Genomic DNA, 13,985 nt, shown 5'->3' with positions numbered 1-13,985 from the left:
GGGGAACTGCGCGACAAGCCACCCTGTGTGGTGTGTCGCCGAGCGAGCAGAGCCATCCACACCGGGTGGTTGCTCGCGCAGTTCCCCGCGCCCCTGAGGTGTGCCCCGCTACAGCGACTTGCGGAAGACCTCCGCTGTCTGCAGGAAGAGGTCGTTGGCCTCGGTCTCGCCGATGGTGATGCGCGCGCCCTCTCCGGCGAAGGGGCGGACCACGACGCCCGCCGACTCGCAGGCCGCCGCGAAGTCGGTCGTGCGCTCGCCCAGGCGCAGCCAGACGAAGTTGGCCTGCGTCGTCGCGACCGTCCAGCCCTGGGCGACCAGCGCCGAGACGACCCGCTCGCGCTCCGCGACCAGCGCGGAGACCCGCTCCAGCAGCGCCTCCTCCGACCGCAGGGAGGCGATCGCGGCATCCTGCGCGAGCTGGCTGACGCCGAAAGGCACAGCCGTCTGCCGCAGCGCCTGGGCCACGGGCTCGTGCGCGATGGCGAAGCCGACCCGCAGACCGGCCAGGCCGTACGCCTTGGAGAAGGTGCGCAGCACGCAGACGTTCGGGCGGTCGCGGTAGATCTCGACGCCGTCCGGCACCTCCGCGTCACGGACGAACTCGTTGTACGCCTCGTCCAGGACCACGAGGACGTCGCTGGGCACCGCGTCGAGGAAGCGCTCCAGCTCCTCGCGGTGAGCCACCGTGCCCGTCGGGTTGTTCGGGTTGCAGACGAAGATCAGGCGGGTCCGCGGCGTGATCGCGGCGAGCATCGCGTCGAGGTCGTGCGTCTCGTCCGCCTTCAGCGGGACCCGCACGGACGTGGCGCCGCTGATCTGGGTGATGATCGGGTACGCCTCGAAGGAGCGCCACGCGAAGATCACCTCGTCGCCCGGACCGGAGGTCGCCTGCAGCAGCGACTGGGCCACGCCCACCGAGCCCGTGCCGACGGCGACGTGCGCCTCGGGGACGCCGAAACGCTTCGCCAGCTCGGCGATGAGCCCGGCGCAGGCCATGTCGGGGTAGCGGTTGAAGCTCTGGGCGGCGGTGGTAGCCGCCTCCAGCACGCCCGGGAGCGGCGGGTACGGGTTCTCGTTGGAGGAGAGCTTGAAGGCCGGGGCGCCCTCGGCACCCTGCGCCGGCTTGCCGGGCTTGTAGGCGGGGATGCCCTTGAGGGCCTCGCGCAGGCGCGGGCCAGGGGTGGTTTCGCTGCTCACCGTGGTCGTCCTCCAGAGAATCGCGATGTCGTCGCGCCCCGCAGGATCACTGCTCGCGCGGCGCCGTCGCCGTAACCGGTCGAGATCACCATACGAGCCGATCGCACGAACCTCACCCATGCGAGTGACATGTGCCGATACCGGCCCGCGAAGACTCGGTGGGCGACACCGTGAGTGCATGACCAAAACGCAGGCGATCGGGGGCGAAACGGTCGTTGGTGCAAGGAGAAATGGCGCGAATGCTCATGGAGAAACGTATCTCCGTCATCCGTGATGTTTCCGGACAGACCCGCCCCTTCTGACAGTTCCGCGCCATACGATCGGCCAGACATGACAGCAGCAGCGAATCACCACGGCCGGCGGACCACCACCCGCACCCGCCGGCTGGAGCGTGCCGGGATCAGGGACGTGGCGGCGGCCGCCGGAGTCTCGATCACCACCGTCTCCGACGCGCTCAACGGCAAGGGCCGGCTGCCCGACGAGACCCGGACCAAGGTGCGCGAGGTCGCCGAGCGGTTGGGCTACCGCCCCTCCGCCGCCGCGCGCACCCTGCGCACCGGCCGCTCCGGCCTGATCGGCCTGACGGTCACGACCTACGGCCAGGAGCCGTTCACCTTCACAGAGTTCGCCTACTTTGCGGAGATGGCGCGGGCGGCCACCTCGGCCGCGCTCAACCGCGGCTACGCGCTGGTCGTGCTGCCCGCGTCGTCCCGGCACGACGTGTGGAGCAACGTCGCGCTGGACGGCACGGTGGTGATCGACCCGTCCGACCACGACCCGATGGTGGCCGACCTGTACCGCCAGGGCCTGCCGGTGGTCAGCGACGGCAAGCCGGGCAACTGCCCCGTCACGGCCTGGGTCGACAACGACCACCACGCCGCCGTCCTCGGCATCCTGGACCACCTGGCCCAGGCGGGAGCCCGCCGGATCGGGCTGCTGACGGGCACCAGCACCGATACCTACACACGGCTCAGCACCGAGGCTTACCTCGGCTGGTGCCGGTCGGTGGGCCAGGAGCCGCTGTACGAGGCCTACCCCGCGCACGATCCGTGCGCGGGCGCCGTCGCCGCGGACCGGCTGCTGGCCCGGCCCGACCGGCCGGACGCCGTCTACGGTCTCTTCGACCCGAACGGCACCGACCTGCTCGCCGCCGCGCGCCGCTACCACCTGCGCGTCCCGGACGATCTGCTGCTGGTCTGCTGCAGCGAGAGCGACGTCTACGCCGCCACCGAGCCGCCGATCACGACGCTGTCGCTCAAGCCCCGCCGGATCGGCACCACGGTGGTCAACCTGCTGATCGACGCGATCGAGGGACAGAGCTCCGCGAACCAGTCCTCGGACGACGAGAGCCCGGCCGAGGAGAACGTCTCGGGCCAGTTGATGCCGACGGAGTTGATCGTCCGGCGTTCCTCACAACGCCGTTCCCCGCGCACCACGGTGTCGGCCCCGCGGCCACCCGGGGAGACGTGAGGCGAGGCGATGTCGTGGGGGTCGCGCGGGGCGTCGCGGGAGTGGGCGCAACGGCGGGCGCACGGGCGAGTGCGAGAGCGCTCGCGGGGGCTGACACGGGAGTTGTCGTGGGAGTTGCCGCCACCGCTCCCGTCTGACCTGCCCTTTTTGCCCCCTGTTGCTCCGCGTTGCCCCTTCGACCGATGAACGAATTCGCCGGGCTGATCCCTCCCAGGTGCGGACGCCGGGAAGGACGGCTTTATACGATGGGCGTCATGACACCCGTGGACCGTCCCGCCTGGCCTGACCAGCCGGACCCAGGCCCGCACGCCCCCCAGGCAGCGGACGGGTCCACGCCGTTCGACTTCTTCACGCCCTCCGCCCCTCCGGCTCCCGCGGCCCCCGGCGCTCCGGCGCCGCCCATGCCGCTCGCGGCCCCGCAGCAGCCGGTGCCGCAGGCGCAGCCCGTGCAACCGATCCCGCCCATGCAGCCGATGCCGCAGGCGGGCGGCCCGATCGGGTTCGGCGCGCCGACCGTCCCGGCCAACCCGGCCGTCGCACCGCCCATGCCCGCTGTCCCGACGCAGGACCCGCCGACGCTCGAACTGGGCGCGCCCATCGTCGAGCAGCCCTCCGTCCCCGCGCCCGCCCCGGCGCCCGCGCTCGACTCGCTGCCCGGCGGGCCGGACAGCCCGCTCTACGTGATCGGGGACGTCCACGGCTACCTGCAGGACCTGCTGGACGGACTGCACGAGCAGGGCCTGATCGACGCCGAGGGCCACTGGAGCGCGGGGCGCTCCCGACTCTGGTTCCTCGGTGACTTCACCGACCGCGGGCCCGACGGCATCGGCGTGATCGACCTGGTGATGCGCCTGGCCGCCGAGGCGGCCGCGGACGGCGGCTACTGCCGCGCCCTGATGGGCAATCACGAACTGCTGCTGCTGGGCGCCGACCGCTACGGCGAGGAGCCGGTCCACTCCAGCGCCGGCACCGCCTCGTTCCTCGCCGCGTGGCGGCTCAACGGCGGGCAGCCGCACGACATGGAGCGCCTGGAGGATCACCACGTCGCGTGGCTCTCCCGGCTCCCCGCGATGACGGTCGAGGACGACCACCTGCTCGTCCACTCGGACACCACCGCCTACCTGGAGTACGGCGACTCGGTGGCCGCGGTCAACGACGCGATCCGCGAGGTGCTCAACCAGGGCGACCCGGACGAGTGGTGGGACTGCTTCCGGCGGATGACCAAGCGCTTCGCCTTCCGCGGCGAGGCCGGCCCCGAGGCGGCGCGCGAGTTGCTCGCGGCCTTCGGCGGCCACCGGATCGTCCACGGCCACAGCCCCATCCCGTACCTGCTGGGCGAGGCCCCCACCGAGGACGGCCACGCGGGCGTCCACGTCACCGGCCCGCACGTCTACGCGGACGACCTGGCGGTGGCGATGGACGGCGGCGTCACCATGGAGGGCGAGGGCAAGCTGCTCATCGCCCGCCTGCCGCTGGCCTGAGCGAAACCGTTCGTAGTGCTTCGGGTTGCTGCAGGCCGGCCTCCGGGTTGCTTCGGGCACATGCCAGAAGCAACCCGGGCCACTCCTGACGCGGAAATTCGCGAAACCGACTGTCGATCTGTCAGCCATCGCCCCTAGCATGTCCGTTAACAGCCCATAACCCCCAGCTGAGCCATGAACGGCCGTCACTTCCACGGGGGGAGCAGAACCATGGACACCGCCTCGCAGCTACTCGCCGAGGACAAGCCCGACTACATGCGGATCCTGGACGAGGCCCTGCAGGCCTCGCACATCCGCGACGCGGTGCGCGCCACCCGTGGCGCCATCACGACCCAGCAGCTGCACGACCGCGCCATGCGCGAGCTGCCCGAGGTCGCGGCCCAGGCCGCGCCCGAGTACGCGCACCTGCTCACGCTGCGCGCGCAGCTCGCCCAGGTCGGCACGGGTCCCGACACGGACCGGCTCGGCAGCACCGACCCGGCGCAGTGGGTCGAGCCCGGCACCCCGCTGGACGCGGGCCGCCGTGCGGGCCTCGGCCCGATGGCCGCGGTCCTCGCCCCGGTCCTGGCCTGGACCAGCGCGCTGGCCCTCTGGCTCATCGGCCTCGCCGTCCGGGCCGGCTCGCCCTCGCTCGCCCTCGGCCACCAACTCGTCACCGCGGCAGGCGCACTGGCCGCGGTCGGCGCGGCGGCGCTCGGCGTCGCGACGGTCGCCCTCGTGCTCACCGCGAAGCGCGACGCGGCGGTCGAGCCCGAACGCCCACAGCCGGAGCTGGCGGCCGAGGTCGCCAAGGCCAGGGAGGTCTGGCGCGCGGCGCTGCGCAGCCGCGGCGTCCTCCCGTTCCTCGAAACCGAACTCGCCACCCGCGCGGCGGCGATAGCCACGGAGGCGGCACAGCGCCACACCCGCGTCGACCTCGTCCGGCACAGCCCCAAGCTCGGCTTCACCAGCCCGGGCTTCACCAGCCCGGGGGTGGAGGGCATCACCGACGGCCACGGCCAGGAGAAGCCCGAGGATGAACGCGAGGAGGAGGTCTACTTCACCTCTCCCGGCTTCTCCTCCCCCGACTTCACCAGCCCCGGCCCGACGGGCCGCTTCCTCCCGAACGCGGACGACTAGTACGGCGCGCAACGGAGCAGCACCAAGCAGCACGGGGCGGAGCCGGTCGTCGGCTCCGCCCCGTGGGGTCCACGGCGTCGGCGGCGTCAGCGACCGAGTTCGGCGGCGACCAGCTCGGCGATCTGCACGGCGTTCAGCGCAGCGCCCTTGCGGAGGTTGTCGTTGGAGACGAAGAGCGCGAGGCCGTTGTCGACGGTCTCGTCGTTGCGGATACGGCCCACGAAGGCGGGGTCCTTGCCGGCGGCCTCCAGCGGGGTCGGCACCTCGGAGACGACGACACCCGGAGCGTCGGCCAGGAGCTCGTACGCGCGCGCCGGCGAGATCGGACGCGCGAACCGCGCGTTGATCTGGAGGCTGTGGCCGGTGTAGACGGGCACGCGGACGCAGGTGCCGGAGACCCTGAGCTCGGGGATCTCGAGGATCTTCCGGCTCTCCTTGCGGAGCTTCTGCTCCTCGTCGGTCTCGTTGGAGCCGTCGTCCTGCACGGAGCCCGCCAGCGGCAGCACGTTGAAGGCGATCGGCTTGGAGAACTTCTGCGGCTCGGGGTACTCGACCGCCTCACCGTCGAAGGCCAGCTGGTCGGAGGCCTCGGTGACCTTGCACGCCTGCTGGTACAGCTCGGCGACGCCGGCGAGCCCGCCGCCCGACACGGCCTGGTACGTGGCGACGACGAGCGCCTCCAGCCCGGCCTCCTGGTGCAGCGGCTTGAGCACCGGCATGGCGGCCATCGTGGTGCAGTTCGGGTTGGCGATGATGCCCTTGGGGCGGTTCGCCACCGCGTGCGGGTTGACCTCGGAGACGACCAGCGGAACCTCCGGGTCGCCGCGCCAGGCCGAGGAGTTGTCGATCACGACGGCCCCGGCCGCGGCGACCTTCTCCGCCAGCGCCCTGGACGTCGAGCCGCCCGCCGAGAAGAGCACGATGTCGAGCCCGCTCCAGTCCGCCGTGGCTGCGTCCTCGACGACGACCTCGCCGTCCTTCCAGGGCAGCGTGGACCCGGCCGAGCGCGCGGAGGCGAAGAGCCGCAGCTCCGTCACCGGAAAGTCGCGCTCCTCCAGAATCCGGCGCATGACGCCGCCGACCTGACCAGTGGCACCCACGATTCCAATCCTCATGCCCCCTACAGTAAGCGCCCGGACCGGGAAAGCGAGCGGTTATCCAGCCGGCGGACACCCCCCGGCACCCGCACTGAGCTGCGCAAACGGGAAGCCTTCCGGTGCGGCCGGGGGAGCGGCGGGAAGCCCTGCGGAGCACGGAACCCTGCCGCGCCGGAATTCTCTCCGGTACGACAGGGTTCCGCGAGGCTCGCGCCCCGGCTCACACCACGGTGCTGAAGCCGCCCCAGCCCACGCCGATCTGGACCCGCGCTCCGAACGCCGCCGCGGCGTTGCCGGTGCCCGGGTGGTTCCAGAGCACGCCGTTCGCGTCGATGCCGATCAGATCCGGCTTGCCGTCCCCGTTCAGGTCCCGGGCGCCGATGATGGTCTTGTACGTCTGCCAGCCGGTGCCCACACGGACCGCCGCCTTGAACGGAGCAGCCGCGTTGCCCGTGCCCTGGTACAGGTACAACACACCGCTGGCATTGCGCACCACCAGGTCCGCGTGACCGTCACCCGTCACGTCACCGACCCCGACGATCGCGTTGAAGACCTGCCAGCCACTACCCACGTGAACGGCCGGCTTGAACGGCGCCGCCGCGTTGCCCGTGCCCTGGTACAGGTACAGCACACCGCTGGCATTGCGCACCACCAGGTCCGCGTGACCGTCACCGGTCACGTCACCGACCCCGACGATCGCGTTGAAGGCCTGCCAGCCGCCGCCGACCTTCACGGCCGGCTTGAACGGAGCCGCCGCGTTGCCCGTGCCCTGGTAGAGCCACAGCACGCCGTTTCCGTCCCGGGCCACCAGCGAGCTCTGCGCGTCGGCGCGCATGCCGTCGAGCGGGACGATCATGTTGAAGGCCTGCCAGCCGCCGCCGACCCGGTAGCGGGACAGCAACTGGGCCGCCGGGTTGCCGGTGCCCTGGTACTGCCACAGCCCACCGCCGGTGTCCCGGCCGAGCAGGTTCCAGCGCTTGGACGCGGCGGGCGGCGCCGTCGTCGCAGAGGTCCGCACGTCGGCCGCGTTCACGAAGGCGATGCGGTGGTTGTAGCGGATCTCCCGGTAGGTGGTGGTGCCGACCACGTCCGTGCGGTCGTCCGGGGCGTCGCCGTTGATGTTCATCGTGTAGTAGAAGTCGCCCGCCACCGGGACGTCCGCGACGTACTCCTGCCCCGCCGGGAACGTGTACTGCGTCAGCGGGGTGAGCTGCTGCGTGGAGCTGGCCGCCACCGTGGCGAGGTCGGCCGGGTAGGCCGAGGTCTCGGGGTACGCGCGGCCGTAGACCGGGGCCGAGGTCGCACCCGCAGCGGTCGTGACCACGGTCGTCCCGGCCGGAGCCGGCGCCGTGAAGGACCCGGCGGGGTTGTAGAACCAGGCCTTGACCCCGCCGTACCAGATCGCGGTCCAGTCGCCCTGCTGGGCCGCGACGACGAAGGACTCGCCGGTGACGAGCTTGTCCCCCCAGTCGGCCGCCTCGGTCGTGCCCGCGGCGGTGCCGTGCAGGTACGGGTCGCCGAGCAGTGGCGCGCTGCTGGAGGGGGAGGTGCGCAGGTAGACGAAGTTCGCGGGCTGGGCCGGAATCGCGGCACAGGTCGGGCAGTTCGTCACCGTCGGCTCGTTGGCCGTGGTGAACGGGATCGAGACGGTGACCGCCTCGCCCGCGACCAGCGGGGCGCCCGCCGGGTTGCTCGGCACGGGTGCGCCGAGCAGGGCCATGTAGTGGTTCCAGTCCCAGAACGTGCCCGGGTCCCAGTGCATGCCGGCGACGTACGAGTCGATCGGCCCCGGAACGTCGTCGTGCCCGATGATGTGCTGCCGGTCGAGCGGAATGCCGTACTTCTGCGCCAGGTACTTCACCAGCGCGGCGGAGGACTCGTACTGGGACTCGGTGTACCAGCTGGCCCCGGAGATCGCGTAGCCCTCGTGCTCCACTCCGATGGAGTGCACGTTGACGTACTTGTTGCCCGCGTGGATGGCCTCGTCGGTGTTGGACACCATCTGCGTGACCTGACCGTCCGAGGAACGGATCACGTACTGGGCGCTCGCCTCGGGATCGTCCAGCGCGCTGAACGAGTTGATGGTGCTGCTGTAGCTGGCCTCGGTGTCGTGGATGACGATGTACCGGATGGCGATGCCGTCGGCCGGGCGGTTCGCGACGTCGTAGTTGCCGTACGAGGTCGGGTCGGTCGGATCCGACAACGCGTAGGCGGCGGGAACGTACTGACAACTCAGACTCGTCGGGCAGTCGGCCGTCGGCGTCGTGACGGTCGCGAACGAGGACGGGGTCGCCCCGGTGGTCGCGGTCGTGCCCGTGGTGCCGGTCGAGCCGGTCGTCGCCGTCCGGCCCTGCGGCGTCACCGACGAGGACGCGGGGAGCACGACCTGCTGGCCGTCGGCGGTGAGCCGGCTCATACCGGTGCGGATCGTGGCGAAGACACGCGTCGCGAACAGCTGGGCGCCCTTGGTGTCGGGCGACTGGCTGTACCGCGCGACGGCGGGGAACCACTGGCCCGGGTCGGTGGGCAGCCCGCCGGTCAGCGACTTCTCGTACTGGGCGAGCAGCGCGGCGCCGCCCCGGATGCTCTGCTCCGTGTCGGTCTTGAGCGCCCCGGTCGGCTCGTGGATCAGCGATGCGGCCGCGTCCAGCGTGTGCAGTGTCGGATCGGCGGTGTTGACGGTCGGCGTCACGGCCTGGTCCCGCGGCGTGCGCTGGGACGGGTGCTTGATGTGCCGGATCCGGTAGTCGTCACCGGCGGCCTCGGCCGACTCGGCCGCAAGCCCCGAGGCGCTCGGCTGCTTGACGTCCCCGGGATCGACCTTGGTGAGGCCCATCACGTTGTAGTTACCGGTGGCGCTCGGCTGCCCGTGGTGCGAGTCCCATCGGGTCTCCTGGTACGAGACGGCCATCAGCACGTTCAGCGGAACGTGGAACTCCCGTGCGGCATCCGCGAACTGCGCGCTGAGCGGGGTCCCGGAGGCCCCGGCCCCGCCCGAACCAGTCGCCGCGCCATTCCCCACCACCGCACCGGCCTCGGCGACCGCGCCCACCACCAGGGCCGCGGTGACGACGGCACCGACGGAGACGACCACGGCACGAGAGCGCTTTCTTCGGTGCCCGGCTGTACCTGCTCTGCCCACTGACCAGCCCTACTGTCCAGCCCTGGACCTGCCAGCCCGGCTCCGGACGCCCTCGTCCCTGTGCCGTCGGCGACCGACCGCGGGCGCGCGAAAGTGACTGCGGCTCCGACTCGACCTCGCGCCGAAAGGGCGCGCGCCTCCACTGCCGGCAGTACCGGAGCGAGTGGTCGGCCATCGGTCACCGCGAATACCGGCGAGACGATAGCAGCCTGATGGGACTGCAGATACACCGCTCCACCACTCCACTGCCCAGCGCGACGATCTGCTCCCTCCGGGCGTGCAGCCGAACGCGCCCCGACGGCATCAGGGGCCGTGAAAGCACGTCAGGGTGAACGGAGTGAATCCGGCACACTCGACGACGCACGTGCTGCCCTGAGCACCCGCGCCTGTCGCCACAGCGCGAACAGCAGCAGCGGCAGGCCGACGCAGTGGTACGCCACGTCGACGGCCGTACCGCCGGTCACGGTGAGGGAGAGGCCGAGGACGGACCCGGCGACGGCGAAGACGAGCGCGCCGAGCGCGAAGCCGCGGGCCCCGTCGGGCTCGCGGCGCAGCCGGTCGACGGCGACCAGCAGAACCAGCGCGATGACGCCCTCGGCCGTCCCCGCCGCGTCCGGGTCGTAGGGCGGCGAGCCGCCCGAGATCACATGGGTGAGGTGCAGCACGGACATCACGAGCAGCGAGACCCCGACCCCGGCCGCCACCAGGGCGACCACCGGGTCACTCTCGGCCCGCCGGGCGGCCTCCGTCCGTACCGCCTTCTGGGAGCTTCCTGCGTTCATGCCGCCAGCCTCCCGCGTAGCGGCCCGCAAGGCGTCCCCCGCGGGGAGACACCCGGGCTACGTCCGCAGAAGCACGCGCAGTGAGCGCTTCGGACGCGTTTGCACGGCGCCCAACCACAAGGTCGACGGCCTTGCCGAAGAGGCGCGCGACACAAGCCAGGTCGTCCGCTCCCTCCGGAGCGAGATCCGCCGCTCGCCCGGACGCCGACACCCGCGGGACGCCTGACACCGGCACGCCCTGCTCTGCCCTGCTCCGCCCTGCCCTGCTCTGCCTTGCCCTGCTCTGCTCTGCCCTTGGGAGCCTCCCGGGGGCAGGGCACTACGGCACCCGACGGGTGCCGAGGCCTGCGTCGTCCGGCAGCTCGATCAGCGCGATGCCGTCCTCCTGCGCGACCGCCAGGCGCGTCCCGTCCGGGCTGATCGCCGCGACCGGCGTCGGGGTGTCTCTGCGCCCGTAACTGCCCTCCTTCTTGGGCACCTTCACCTCGGGCCACTCCCCGACGACCGCGCCGGTCGCCAGGTCGATCAGCCGAGGGTGACCGTGGAGCGAGACCACCTGCGAGCCTCGGCCGAGCAAGGTGCCGAGGCTGAAGTCCACCGTGCTGCGGTGCTCCCAGCACTGATCGGCCATCGACCACACCCCGAGCTGCCCGGCACTGAGGCCCGGGGGCTCGGTCCACTCAAGGGACTCGTCGGCCGCGGCCACGACCAGCCGGTTCTCGTCCAGCCAGCAGGCCGATGCCACCTCGGCGTCGATATGGGCGGCTTGCAGGAGGGTGACGTCGTCCAGCGCCTCCGGATCCGTGAGCGCGGCCGTGAGGTCGTGCACGTGCGCCACACCGATGGGATGCCAGATCCAACCGGCCACCAGCAGGTACCTGCCGCCGGGGCTCACCTCGAGCCGAGACTGGAACACGTCCTCCGGTCGGCGCGCGCCTTCGGTCAGGCGCTGTCCCGTCGTCAGCTCCTCGACCTCCAACCTGTTGTACTCGTCCGGGCAGTGGACCAGGACCTCGCGTCCGTCCGACAGCCTGCCGAGCGCCACCGGATAGTCGTAGGCGGCGGAGTGGTAGTAACTGCGGTTGATCTCCCGCAGGACCCTCGGACCGCTGAGATCCACGACGATGCCCTTGGTCCCGCGCTCGACGTAGATCACCGCGTACCGCCCGGACGGCGAGACCGCAGCCCGGTCGAACGGGTACCCCCAGTGGACGGACGTCTTCCGCTCGGTCCCGTCCGGCCCCCACCGCCGGCCGCCTCCGACCGGATCGACCAACTCCTCGCCGTCCCATACCAGGGAGCGCGCCGGCCGGCCCGCCACCGGTATCGACTCGACTTCCGCCATCACGATCCTGCTCCCCCTGAGCACGCTGGACAGGCGGCCGCAGCGGGGTCTCGCTGGTCGGCGTGGTGTGCTCGCAGGCGATTATGATCGCGCCCGCGCGGCCGGAGGACTGGATCCAGGCAAGCCGCCGCCCCGGCGTACCCCGCCCACCCGGAGCGGTGGGACGATGTGACGCTTTTCGGCGCCGGAGCCAAGTAGAGACGTAAGGAAGTCACTCGTTCGTCCCAAGGAGCATCCGTGCCCACGGAGCACCCACCGGCCCCACCCGTCGCAAACCCTTTCGGGTTCGCGGAGTTCTACCGGCAGAACTTCGACGCCGTCCTCGGCTTCGTCACCCGGCGCACCGACAGTGTGCATCTGGCCGCCGACCTGACGGCCGACATCTTCCTGACCGCACTGGAACAGGCGGACGGCTACGACCCGCGGCGCGGCACACCCGTCGCCTGGCTGTACGGCATCGCCCGCAACGTCCTGGCCGCGCATTTCCGCGGCAGCGCCCGGGAGCGGCGGGCCGTCTCGCAGATCGCCGGCCGCCGGTTGCTGGACGAGCAGGACGTCGCCGCGATCGAGGCGCGCATCGACGCGGCCCGCGCCGCCCGTCGATTGGCCGGACTCCACGCCGCGTTGTCCGAGCCGCTGCGCGCGGTGCTGGACCTGGTGGTCGTGGACGGACTGACCATCCGTGAGGCCGCCCAGGCGCTGGGGGTCAGCGCCGCCACCGCACGGATGCGCCTGCACCGGGCCCGCAAGGCCATGAAGAGCGTCACTCCGCAGACCGACCCGTCCCTCGACACCCTTCTGGAGGCCGCCTCGTGAACACCCCCCTGGACACTCCCGTGAACTTCCGGCAGCGGCTCGGGGACGAGCTGACCGCCCGCGCCGCAGCCCTGCCCACCCCCTCTGCGGCCCCCGTCCGTCCGCGCCACGCCCGCCGGATCGCGGTCACCTCGCTCGGGCTGGCCGCCGCCGTCACCGCCGTCGTCGTGGGCGCCCATGCCGGCAGCAGCCCCGCCGCCCCTCTGGCGACGCCGACCACCTCCCCGACCGCAGGGGGCAGCGCCGCGCCCGCTTTCGGCGAGGCCGGCTACACCGTGACGGTCCGTCCCGGCCACATCGTCGCGCTCAAGATCATCGGGACGAGGCTGTCCGGGCTCCAGACAGCGCTCCGCCGAGCGGGCCTGCCCGCCGTCGTGCTGACCCCCTCGGCCGCCTGCACCACCAAGGTGACTCCGGTCGACAGCAGCCGCCTCGGCGCGGTGATGTCCCTGGATCCCGAGAACGGCCGCGTCGCACTGCTCGACGCCAGCGCGATCCCACCCGGGGACACCCTGCTGGTCGTCGACGAATCCCCGGCAGCCGCGCTCCACAAGTCCGTGGGGAGCCTGGCCTACATGCTGACCGAGCACGCTCCGAACTGCTTCCCCGCCTCGCAGGTCGACATCGGCGAAGGCTGACCGATGCGAAGGCGCCGCCCCGAGGACTCTCGAGGCGGCGCCCGGGCCGGGGTGTCAGTCCACCACCGGCAGGTACACCTTGTGCCCGGAGGCAGCGAACTCCTCGGACTTGGCCTTCATGCCGGCCACGACCGTGGCGTCGTCGCTGTTCACGGCCTCGTCGCCGGAGAACATGTCCATCACCGTCCTCGACGTCTCCCGCCCCACCGTCCGCCAGGCCGTCGCCTCACTGCGCACCGAAGGACTTCTGGACGCCCAGCAACGACGCGGCACCTTCGTCCGCACTCAGCCGACAGCGGGGCACACCCACTACCCGCGCACTGCACCGCACGGTCCTGCCTGTGGAACGCATCACCGGCACGACACTCGCGAAGAAGCCCGCGCAGACGCCCGCAAACACACTGACCGCGCTATTCATGGCACACGGGCCACTGGAGTGGCGCGAGTCGGTCACCGCGCGCATGCCCCACCCTGACGAGACCAGCGCCCTCCAACTCGACCAGCTCGCACCGCTGCTGATCACCCAGCGCATCATGGTGACCACGGTCGCCGGACTCCCCCTGGCCGTCGAGACCACCGCCGCCCCCGCCGACGCCGCTCGCTACACCTACACCCTCACCCCCGCGCCTGTTCCGGCCGCAGCGGCCCGCCGCAGGAACCTCCGCCCTCTGGAATGACGGGGCTGCCGAGCCCTGCGATGTGGTTCCGTGCTGCGGCGGGGCACTTCCCCCGCTCAGCCGCATTCCAGCACCCTTGGGTCTCCAGCGAGAATGAGCACCTCCGGGCCCGAACGCGAGTGACATGCCGCTTTCGGCGTAATCGAGGAAGCTGGGCTGCTAGGCCGTCAGGCTGTGCTTGTTCGGCCTGGACCCTGACGCCCAGCAGCGGCTGGCCG

13 protein-coding genes are annotated in these 13,985 nt (G+C 71.8%); 7 read left to right on the top strand and 6 right to left on the bottom strand.

The genetic code is table 11. The annotated features are described in order from the left end of the window. Nucleotides 1–108: 108 nt before the first annotated feature. Complete coding sequence (gene hisC, locus TR49_RS23405; protein ID WP_042384719.1) at nt 109–1,200, bottom strand: histidinol-phosphate transaminase; 1,092 nt, start codon at nt 1,198–1,200, stop codon at nt 109–111. Between the two features lie 330 nt (nt 1,201–1,530). Here hisC and TR49_RS23400 point away from each other — a divergent pair, with 330 nt between their 5' ends. The 3 genes from TR49_RS23400 to TR49_RS40280 all read left to right on the top strand — a co-directional run bounded on the left by TR49_RS23400 (nt 1,531) and on the right by TR49_RS40280 (nt 5,270). Beyond that, nucleotides 1,531–2,670 (top strand): LacI family DNA-binding transcriptional regulator, encoded by a 1,140-nt coding sequence (locus TR49_RS23400; protein ID WP_042384718.1) that lies wholly within the window; start codon nt 1,531–1,533, stop codon nt 2,668–2,670. 254 nt (nt 2,671–2,924) lie between these two features. Then, the gene (locus TR49_RS23395) at nt 2,925–4,151 is read left to right on the top strand and encodes a metallophosphoesterase family protein (RefSeq protein ID WP_152627415.1); all 1,227 of its coding nucleotides are present in this window, start codon (nt 2,925–2,927) and stop codon (nt 4,149–4,151) included. A 210-nt stretch (nt 4,152–4,361) separates the two neighbouring features. Continuing rightward, on the top strand, nt 4,362–5,270 hold the full coding sequence (locus TR49_RS40280) for a hypothetical protein (RefSeq protein ID WP_052434574.1): 909 nt from the start codon (nt 4,362–4,364) through the stop codon (nt 5,268–5,270). A gap of 86 nt (nt 5,271–5,356) precedes the next feature. Here the strand turns inward: TR49_RS40280 and TR49_RS23385 are convergent, their stop codons facing one another. The 4 genes from TR49_RS23385 to TR49_RS23370 all read right to left on the bottom strand — a co-directional run bounded on the left by TR49_RS23385 (nt 5,357) and on the right by TR49_RS23370 (nt 11,636). Continuing rightward, on the bottom strand, nt 5,357–6,385 hold the full coding sequence (locus TR49_RS23385) for an aspartate-semialdehyde dehydrogenase (RefSeq protein WP_042384717.1): 1,029 nt from the start codon (nt 6,383–6,385) through the stop codon (nt 5,357–5,359). Nucleotides 6,386–6,587: 202 nt separating this feature from the next. After that, nucleotides 6,588–9,461, bottom strand: a complete 2,874-nt coding sequence (locus TR49_RS23380; protein WP_236653500.1) for an N-acetylmuramoyl-L-alanine amidase — start codon at nt 9,459–9,461, stop codon at nt 6,588–6,590. A gap of 371 nt (nt 9,462–9,832) precedes the next feature. Beyond that, complete coding sequence (locus TR49_RS23375; protein ID WP_042384713.1) at nt 9,833–10,291, bottom strand: hypothetical protein; 459 nt, start codon at nt 10,289–10,291, stop codon at nt 9,833–9,835. Nucleotides 10,292–10,610: 319 nt separating this feature from the next. After that, the gene (locus TR49_RS23370; protein ID WP_042384711.1) at nt 10,611–11,636 is read right to left on the bottom strand and encodes a hypothetical protein; all 1,026 of its coding nucleotides are present in this window, start codon (nt 11,634–11,636) and stop codon (nt 10,611–10,613) included. A 237-nt stretch (nt 11,637–11,873) separates the two neighbouring features. On the opposite strand from TR49_RS23370, the gene TR49_RS23365 reads away from it, so the two are divergent. Both TR49_RS23365 and TR49_RS23360 read left to right on the top strand, forming a co-directional pair. After that, nucleotides 11,874–12,452 (top strand): RNA polymerase sigma factor, encoded by a 579-nt coding sequence (locus TR49_RS23365; protein WP_042384709.1) that lies wholly within the window; start codon nt 11,874–11,876, stop codon nt 12,450–12,452. Then, nucleotides 12,449–13,090, top strand: coding sequence for a hypothetical protein (locus tag TR49_RS23360; protein WP_042384707.1), 642 nt, complete (start codon nt 12,449–12,451; stop codon nt 13,088–13,090). The genes TR49_RS23365 and TR49_RS23360 overlap by 4 nt, the downstream gene beginning before the upstream one ends. A 54-nt stretch (nt 13,091–13,144) precedes the next feature. Here TR49_RS23360 and TR49_RS47055 read toward each other — a convergent pair whose 3' ends face one another. After that, nucleotides 13,145–13,327: a thiamine biosynthesis protein ThiC gene (locus tag TR49_RS47055; protein ID WP_162484684.1), complete on the bottom strand. Its 183-nt coding sequence runs from the start codon at nt 13,325–13,327 to the stop codon at nt 13,145–13,147. Between TR49_RS47055 and TR49_RS47050 the strand changes: the two genes are divergently transcribed. Next, complete coding sequence (locus TR49_RS47050) at nt 13,263–13,565, top strand: GntR family transcriptional regulator (RefSeq protein WP_160311628.1); 303 nt, start codon at nt 13,263–13,265, stop codon at nt 13,563–13,565. The two genes, TR49_RS47055 and TR49_RS47050, sit on opposite strands and share 65 nt — an antisense overlap. Then, the gene (locus TR49_RS47045; protein WP_084725307.1) at nt 13,552–13,767 is read left to right on the top strand and encodes a hypothetical protein; all 216 of its coding nucleotides are present in this window, start codon (nt 13,552–13,554) and stop codon (nt 13,765–13,767) included. The genes TR49_RS47050 and TR49_RS47045 overlap by 14 nt, the downstream gene beginning before the upstream one ends. The last annotated feature ends 218 nt before the right edge of the window (nt 13,768–13,985 follow it).

The sequence above is a fragment of the Streptacidiphilus melanogenes genome, assembly GCF_000787835.1.
GTDB classification, from domain to species: Bacteria; Actinomycetota; Actinomycetes; order Streptomycetales; family Streptomycetaceae; genus Streptacidiphilus; species Streptacidiphilus melanogenes.
The sequence above is the reverse complement of the archived record's forward strand: the minus strand, read 5'-3'. Positions and strand labels throughout refer to the sequence as shown.

What these genes read in the sequence shown, in the direction of transcription:
- TR49_RS23375 (WP_042384713.1), bottom strand. Translation starts at nt 10,291, where the DNA reads ATGAACGCAGGAAGCTCCCAGAAGGCGGTACGGACGGAGGCCGCCCGG.
- TR49_RS23385 (WP_042384717.1), bottom strand. Translation starts at nt 6,385, where the DNA reads ATGAGGATTGGAATCGTGGGTGCCACTGGTCAGGTCGGCGGCGTCATG.
- TR49_RS47045 (WP_084725307.1), top strand. Translation starts at nt 13,552, where the DNA reads ATGCCCCACCCTGACGAGACCAGCGCCCTCCAACTCGACCAGCTCGCA.
- TR49_RS40280 (WP_052434574.1), top strand. Translation starts at nt 4,362, where the DNA reads ATGGACACCGCCTCGCAGCTACTCGCCGAGGACAAGCCCGACTACATG.
- TR49_RS23370 (WP_042384711.1), bottom strand. Translation starts at nt 11,636, where the DNA reads ATGGCGGAAGTCGAGTCGATACCGGTGGCGGGCCGGCCGGCGCGCTCC.
- TR49_RS23395 (WP_152627415.1), top strand. Translation starts at nt 2,925, where the DNA reads ATGACACCCGTGGACCGTCCCGCCTGGCCTGACCAGCCGGACCCAGGC.
- TR49_RS47050 (WP_160311628.1), top strand. Translation starts at nt 13,263, where the DNA reads ATGTCCATCACCGTCCTCGACGTCTCCCGCCCCACCGTCCGCCAGGCC.
- TR49_RS23400 (WP_042384718.1), top strand. Translation starts at nt 1,531, where the DNA reads ATGACAGCAGCAGCGAATCACCACGGCCGGCGGACCACCACCCGCACC.